Source organism: Thiemannella venezuelensis (assembly GCF_014203605.1).
Lineage (GTDB): Bacteria > Actinomycetota > Actinomycetes > Streptosporangiales > Streptosporangiaceae > Planomonospora_A > Planomonospora_A venezuelensis.
Genome location: NZ_JACHJJ010000023.1, coordinates 149,142 through 155,915, shown reverse-complemented (window position 1 = coordinate 155,915; position 6,774 = coordinate 149,142). Strand labels below are relative to the sequence as shown.

Sequence of the window (6,774 nt, the reverse complement as noted above, 5' to 3'; positions counted from 1 at the left end):
CCATCGCCCCCGCCCTGCTCGCCGCCGAACCCGGGCCACTGCAGATCCTGGCCGATGCCGCCTACGCCGCAGCCGGATTGCGCGCCTGCCTGACGGAGGCCGGGCACCGGCTGCTGATCAACCCGCCCGCGCTCAAACCCGCCGTCCCCGGTGGGTTCACGCTGGACGACTTCGGAATCGACACCGCCGCCGGCACGGTCTGCTGTCCCGCCGGGCACACCGTCGCGCTCGCCGCGCCCGCAGGCCGCTACCAACAGCGCCGCGCCACCTTCACCGGCCTGTGCGCCGCCTGCCCCCTGCGTGATCGCTGCACAACCGCCAAAACCGGCCGCATCCTCACCATTCGCCCGCACCACGATCTGCAGGCCGCCGCCCGCCACCAGGCCGCCACCGACCCCGCCTGGCAGGACGACTACCGGCGCTGGCGGCCCATGGCCGAACGCGCCGTGGCCTGGCTCGTGGCCCGCGGCAACCGCCGCCTGCCCTACCGAGGCACCCAGGCCAACGACCACTGGCTCCATCACCGCGTCGCCGCTCTCAACCTCCGCCGCCTCGTCAACCTGGGACTCACTCACACCGACAACATCTGGGTTCTCGTCCCCATCGCCCCATGACGAAGAGGGTGAGCCGGCGCATGCCGACCCACCCACCAAGATCTTCAGGACACTCCTAGGAGCTGTTCGGAGTTCGGATCATGTGGTTGAGGTGGGGAGCTTCAGCCACATGACCGAACCTCGAAGGCAGAGCCCGGCCTCGTGGCTTTCCGGGGCCTTGCCGTAGCGGGTCGCCGGACCGCGCCAGGTCTTGATCTTCTGGAAGAAGCGTTCAACGGTGTTGCGGCGCCACCGCGTGGCGGCACGATCGTGGTCCGACGAGGTGTCTACGCCGTCCGTGCCGGGTGCGGCCTGCGGCAACATCACCCGCAGCACCGGCGGCTGCTGCGGCGGCGCAGCCCCCTTTCCCTCGGTCAGGGCCTGCTCCAGCGCATCCAGGGTCTCTCCGGCCACGGCCAGCCCGGCCGACTCCTGATGCGCCCGCACGATCGTGGAGCCCACGCTGACCAGCTCCAAGCCCACCTGCCCGCGCGAGGCGGCCTCGGCGATCAGCGCGTCCATCAGCCCCTGGAACACCCCGGCCTCGGCCCAGGCGTTGAACCGGGAATACAGCGTGGACCAGGGCCCGTAGCGTTCGGGGACGTCACGCCAGCCGGATCCGGTTGAGCAGACCTCTGGCAGAGACGCCCCGATCGGGATCCACGGGAAACGGACGGTACACAACCGATCGAGCCCCCGTTCCCTCCGGCGAGTTCCATAATGGGGGCGATGTCCGTCGATCCTTTGCGTCGCGCGACCGCCGCCCTGTACGGTCTGGCCCTCGGCGACGCGCTCGGTTCCCAGTTCTTCGTCCCCGCCAACCGCCCCTACCTCGACTCCCGCACCCTGCCGCCCGGACCGTGGCAGTGGACCGACGACACCGAGATGGCCTGCTCGATCCACAAGGTCCTCGCCGGCCACGGCCGCATCGACCAGGACGTGCTCGCCTCCTCCTTCGCCGCCCACCACGACTTCGACCGCGGCTACGGCCCCGCCACCGGCCGCATGCTCCGCCTGGTCCGCGAAGGCGGCGACTGGCGCACCCTGGCCGCAGAGCTGTTCGACGGTAACGGCTCCTGGGGCAACGGGGCCGCCATGCGCGTCGCCCCGCTCGGCGCCTGGTTCGCCGACGACCCGGCGCACGCCGTACGGCAGGCGGAGTTGTCGGCCCGCGTCACCCACACCCACCCCGAGGCCGTCGCCGGCGCGATGGCGGTGGCCGCGGCCGCCGCCATCGCCGCCTCGCACGCCGACCTGTCGCCGGGCCGGTTCCTGGACCTGGTGGCCGAGCACGTCCCGCCGGGCATGGTCCGCGACGGGATCGGCGAAGCACGGCTGCTGCTGACCGTCCACGATCCGCTCCTGGCTGCCCGCGTCCTGGGCAACGGCCGCAACGTCACCGCCCACGACACCGTCCCGTTCACCCTGTGGGCCGCGGCCCGCCACCTCGGCGACTTCGAGCAGGCCTTCTGGACCACCGCCACCGCGGGCGGTGACGTCGACACCACCTGCGCGATCGTCGGCGGCGTCCTCGCCGCCCGGACCGGAATCCCGGGTGACTGGATGCGAACGGTCGAGGCACTGCCCGGCTGGGCCGGGGTACCCGAGCCCTTCCCGGACGATTCCGCGGCGGGGAGGGCAGCGGCGGCCCGCGCGGCCACCGCGCTCGCCCCCGTCCAGGGTCCACCCTCCGGCGGGCATGCGGCCGAACACCGGCGCCGGAAGTAGACACCCGTGCTGGACGCCATCGACGAGGTCCCATGGGACCGGCTGGAACACAACTACGGGACCGCCTCCGGCGTGCCCGCCCTCGCGCAGGAGCAAGGCGCGGCCGACGCCCTGGCCGAACCGGACAACCTGCTGTTCCACCAGGGCGGCTGGATCTGCTCCGCCGCCGCGGCGGCCGTACCGTCTCCTCGTCGAGCTGGCGGTGAGCGCGGACGTCCCCGAACGCGCGGAGATCATCCTAATCCTGTCATCCCGGCGGCCAACGCCATCGAGCATATCCTGGCCTGGTCACACTTCCGGCGGCTCCACCAGACCCGCGCTCTGGTTAGCCACTACAGAAGGCGCGGTGATCCACTCCCGGTGGACCTACGAATGTAGTACGGGGCAGCACCTGAAAGCCTTTCACGCCCGCGTTGCGCGGCACCGCGACGATCTCGACGCCCTCCGTCCCCGCAGCCCAGCCCACCAACCCGGAATCGACGGCGTTGACGTACCCGCCGTCCACCCACACGAGCCCCACCTGCGGAAACGCCTCCCGGATCCCGGACAGGACCAGCCTGGCGCCAGCCCGGTCCTGCACCGAGGCCGAATGCACCACCGCCCGCAGCACCAGCCCGCAGGCGTCCACCAGCAGGGGGCGCTTGCAGCCCCGCACCCGCTTGCCCGCGTCGTAGCCGATCGCCTCGCCACCCTGGCAGGTGCGCACGGACTGCAAGCCCAGCACCGCCGCCGACGGCTGCGGGTCACGACCCCCGGCGGCGCGGACCCTCTCGCGCAGCGCGTCATGGACGCGATCCCAGGTGCCGTCGGCCGTCCAGGAGCGAACCCACCGGTAGGCCACGTCCCACGGCGCCAGGTCATGCGGGACCAGCCGCCAGGCGCAGCCGGTGCCCAGCACGTACAGCACCGTGTCGATGATCAAGCGGCGTGGGAACGTCAACGGGCGTCCGCCCCGGCGCGGGTCCCGCGCGGGCAGCAACGGCGCGATCACCGCCCACTGGGCATCGGTCGGGGACGTGTCGTAGGCGGGCTTAGCAGGTGCAGGCACACATGCCGGTGATCCTGGCGAAACCGTGATCCGCAAGGATCACCACCCGGCTGCTACAGAACGAATCCGGTCAATTACCCAACACTTTCTCAGGCGCCGCCCCGGTCCGCGGCGAGCGTCCAGACCGCGTCCTCGCCTCGGCCCTGCGCGACACCGCGCCCGAACTCGGCCACAGCCGCGTCGAACAGCGGGGCCCGCGTGCCGGAGGAGGACAGCGCGTGTTGGAACGTGCGGGCTGCCTTCTCATAGGTTGCGAGGGTCGCCTGGTCGGTGGTGAAGTCCTCGTCGGCGAGCCGCTGGACTATTTCCTCCTGTTGGAACTCGAACACGCTGGCCACACGCACCGCCAGCGGCAGGAACTCCTTCGGAGAGATCCCTTGGGACTTCGCGTAGCGGGCGGCCTCGGCGAACGCGGCGAGGATGGTCATGTGGAAGGCGCCGACCGTGGCGGCCTCCAAGACGTTCGCACCCTCCGGAGACTCGGATACGTGGCGAGAGATGCCGCCGAGCAGCGCCAGGGCCGGCCGAGCGGTCTCCCACTCCGGTTCGTGGCCGGAGACCAGGAGCAGGAAATCGTCTCGCCCGACTTGTTCCGGATAACCGACGATCACGGCGTCGAGGTAGCCGCCACCCTGCTCGGCGACCCGGTCCCGCATCGGCCGCGCCTGATCCGGGCTGCCCGTGGTCACATTGACGACGACGCGGCCGGCCAGTGTCCCGGCGCCACCGAGAACGACCTCGACGCTTTCGTAGGTGCTAAGACAGATCACAACGATCCGCGCGCGCCTCACGGCCTCCTGCACAGCCGCAACGGCGGAGCATCCCGAGGCTGTCAGAGCCTGTGCGCGCTCCGGAGTCCTGTTCCACACCGTGACGTTGGCCCCTCTGCCCGCGAACGTCCTGGCCAGAGCAGAGCCCATGTATCCGCAGCCGAGCACGGCCACATCGAACTGAGCAGACATCCGCGCGTCCTTTCGTGTCGAGTGCTCGACCAGTCGCCGTGCACGAGCGAGGACAGCGGTCATGGACTCATCAAGCCGACCGCGTCTGCTCATGCGAATCTGCACCCGGTAAACCAGGCCGTGATTGAGCCCACGTGCCACACGATCCGACGGGAACGTCACCGGCCGCGGTCAAGCGATAGCGGCCCGGGGCGAATGCCGGGGGAGGCCGTGCCTCAGCCGTTTCCCGGGGATGGGGGTGAGCCGGGTTCAGGGGCGATCGATCACCGATTCCGGGAGGTCGTCGCCGGACCGACGACCCGGCTCCATGCACCGTCAGCGCTTGGTCGGCTTGCCCTGGAGCAACCCGGCTGCCTCACGGCGACGGACCTGCCCGCCCCAGGACGGTGGGCCGGCGAGCACTGCCCCCCCCCGTTTCGTGTCCCGGCGATTCGAGGGAGAACAGCCGGGGAGGGGCCCTACCGGTCATCGCGGCAGGATCGCCGCTACTAACCCAGTACCCGGCGCAGGATCTCGGGCACCGGACACTTGCCCGAACCGTCCCCGGCGATCGAGACATAGACGATGCGCGCCTCGCACACGGCCTCGGCATCCCGCAGTACGGTGAAGGACACCTCGAAGCTCGTGTTCCCGATCCGCACCGGCTCGACCAGAATCGACACGTCGTCGCCGAAACGGACACCTGAGCGCCAATTCATCTCGGCTCGGACGAGCTGGAAATCGACACCCTGTTCCTGCAACCCGAGGACAGGCAAACCCTTGTGCTGAAAGAAGCCCGAAATGGCCTCGTCGAACCATGCCAGATACCAGGCGTTGAAGACCACCCCCTGCTGGTCGACCTCGTAATAACGCACGTGCCACGGGTGGACGTATCCCATGTCTCTTCCTTCACATCGCGTTCCGATTCTGCTGTTCCGAAGGTTCTCCGCCGTCTCGCGGTGAAGGTAACAGCAGACATGGCTCTGCGAATCGGACCAGACTGCCAGATGGCGGCAAATCCGTGCCAGCAAAGCCGGACATGCTGGCGGAAGCGAGCACGGTGAGGGATCATCGTCCAGCTTTGGGAAATCCCGCTCCGAAGCGTCGATCCAGGGAGTCGTTTTCGAGCAGATCAGCGCGTCGCCCTCCTATCGGAAGCCCCGGCCCATCACGGTCGCGACGCTTGCTCTTGAACCGCCCTGTCCCGGCGAGGTCCTCGTCCGGATCGAGGCGGCCGGGTCGTACCATTCGGATCTCTCGGTCGTCGGCGGGAACCGACGCAGACCCTGTACCGCTTCAAAATCCATCGCAAAGGCTTGAGTTGGAAGTCCTGCGAAGTGACTACGCGGCTCGGCGGTACTCGTCGATCAGTCTGCCGAGCACTTTCCGGCGTTCGACCCGTCCTTCCAGCGGCATCACGCTCCCCTCGTCATGACCCGGTGGCTGCTGCGTGCGGGACCGACGCGGGCGACAAGAGGACCGTATCGACGCAGAAGGAGTCGACGGCCAGCAAACCTCGTGCTTGAGCGCGCAGGAACGTTCGCCAGGAGGTGTCGCCTCTCGGGACTCCGGTCGGTGCGCCGACACCGGAGGATCCGCCCTACGGTCGCCTCGCTGACCTGGTAGCCGAGCCGCACCAGTTCACCGGTACGGGGGTATCCGTGTTGATAGCACTGGAGGCAACGGACCTGACTGACTCGACGATCAACGGGGACCCAGTTTCCGGTGGATGGCCATGAAGACCACCTACCTACTGAATCTCCGTTCCCATGCCCCGGGAACCCACCTGCTTGATAGCGCCACAGCCGACTTAACCACCTGGCCTCAGGGAAACGCCCGGGCGGCCGCATGGACAAACCTGGCAGCGCGAGCCCATCGATTGGCGCGGTACTTCAATTAGCAAGCCGCTTCTCGCAGGGAGATTGAACCCTTATCGGATGTCCTGCACTGGACAGGTGCTCATGTCGAATCCAGTTCAGCGGCTCCCGTGAACCCGATCCAACACCGGACCGATCCCAAGATCACGGCAAAGGGGCAGTTCCTTGCGATCCCTCTGGAGCCGATCCGAGGCTCCTTACCAGAGCTCTCATCACGTCGTCAGCAGTGGCGACACCCCGTCAGTACACGCCTCCATGCTCCCACATCCTGTGCACCGCGGGTCCGGCAAGGGCGCACGGCTCGTCGACGTAGAAGGCAACAACCCGGCCGCGACGGTAGCCGGATCCGCTGCAGCGGGCTGGCCTTCCCGCCGCGAACTGGTCCTTGCCGGACTGCTGGAACGCGGCATCTGCGCGGCGGGCTGGGGCCGGCTCCTTCTCTCCACCGTCCACTCCGCGGATCAGACCGCCGAGACCGTCGAGGTATTCGTCGACGCCCTCGGCCTGATCCGCCCTCCCGAAATACAGGCCGGCGCGATCTAAGCGCCTGCTGCACCAACGCTTACGGACCATGCCGGGGGCGAGGC

The 6,774-nt window shown here is 69.0% G+C and carries 7 protein-coding genes and 1 pseudogene; 3 read left to right on the top strand and 5 right to left on the bottom strand.

Going from position 1 to position 6,774, the window contains the following annotated elements; all coding sequences use genetic code 11:
* Positions 1-614 (top strand): transposase (locus tag FHS22_RS28450; RefSeq protein WP_184946610.1); only part of this gene is annotated, 614 nt, incomplete at its 5' end.
* Positions 615-692: 78 nt separating this feature from the next.
* Here the strand turns inward: FHS22_RS28450 and FHS22_RS39690 are convergent.
* Together FHS22_RS39690 and FHS22_RS39685 are read right to left on the bottom strand one after the other, a co-directional pair.
* Positions 693-1,115 carry a hypothetical protein gene (locus FHS22_RS39690; RefSeq protein WP_377297136.1) on the bottom strand — a complete coding sequence of 141 codons (423 nt, stop codon included), beginning with the start codon at positions 1,113-1,115 and terminating at the stop codon, positions 693-695.
* Positions 1,116-1,127: 12 nt separating this feature from the next.
* Positions 1,128-1,277: pseudogene (locus FHS22_RS39685) on the bottom strand (transposase); the annotation flags it as partial.
* Positions 1,278-1,322: 45 nt separating this feature from the next.
* Between FHS22_RS39685 and FHS22_RS28440 the strand changes: the two are divergent.
* Complete coding sequence (locus FHS22_RS28440) at positions 1,323-2,321, top strand: ADP-ribosylglycohydrolase family protein (RefSeq protein ID WP_221474213.1); 999 nt, start codon at positions 1,323-1,325, stop codon at positions 2,319-2,321.
* A 325-nt stretch (positions 2,322-2,646) separates the two neighbouring features.
* Here FHS22_RS28440 and FHS22_RS28435 read toward each other — a convergent pair whose 3' ends face one another.
* The 3 genes from FHS22_RS28435 to FHS22_RS28425 form a co-directional block, all read right to left on the bottom strand.
* Positions 2,647-3,369 carry an IS5 family transposase gene (locus FHS22_RS28435; protein WP_221474212.1) on the bottom strand — a complete coding sequence of 241 codons (723 nt, stop codon included), beginning with the start codon at positions 3,367-3,369 and terminating at the stop codon, positions 2,647-2,649.
* Between the two features lie 89 nt (positions 3,370-3,458).
* Positions 3,459-4,331 carry an NAD(P)-dependent oxidoreductase gene (locus FHS22_RS28430; protein ID WP_184946604.1) on the bottom strand — a complete coding sequence of 291 codons (873 nt, stop codon included), beginning with the start codon at positions 4,329-4,331 and terminating at the stop codon, positions 3,459-3,461.
* 488 nt (positions 4,332-4,819) lie between these two features.
* Entirely contained in the window at positions 4,820-5,209 is a 390-nt protein-coding gene (locus tag FHS22_RS28425; protein ID WP_184946602.1) for an acyl-CoA thioesterase, read from the bottom strand.
* Positions 5,210-6,457: 1,248 nt separating this feature from the next.
* Between FHS22_RS28425 and FHS22_RS28420 the strand changes: the two genes are divergently transcribed.
* A complete protein-coding gene (locus tag FHS22_RS28420) occupies positions 6,458-6,730 on the top strand; it encodes a hypothetical protein (protein WP_184946600.1) in 273 nt (90 codons plus the stop codon).
* Positions 6,731-6,774: the final 44 nt, after the last annotated feature.

Coding starts and splice junctions, on each gene's coding strand:
- FHS22_RS39690 (WP_377297136.1), bottom strand. CDS start 1,115: ATGGACGCGCTGATCGCCGAGGCCGCCTCGCGCGGGCAGGTGGGCTTG.
- FHS22_RS28440 (WP_221474213.1), top strand. CDS start 1,323: ATGTCCGTCGATCCTTTGCGTCGCGCGACCGCCGCCCTGTACGGTCTG.
- FHS22_RS28430 (WP_184946604.1), bottom strand. CDS start 4,331: ATGTCTGCTCAGTTCGATGTGGCCGTGCTCGGCTGCGGATACATGGGC.
- FHS22_RS28425 (WP_184946602.1), bottom strand. CDS start 5,209: ATGGGATACGTCCACCCGTGGCACGTGCGTTATTACGAGGTCGACCAG.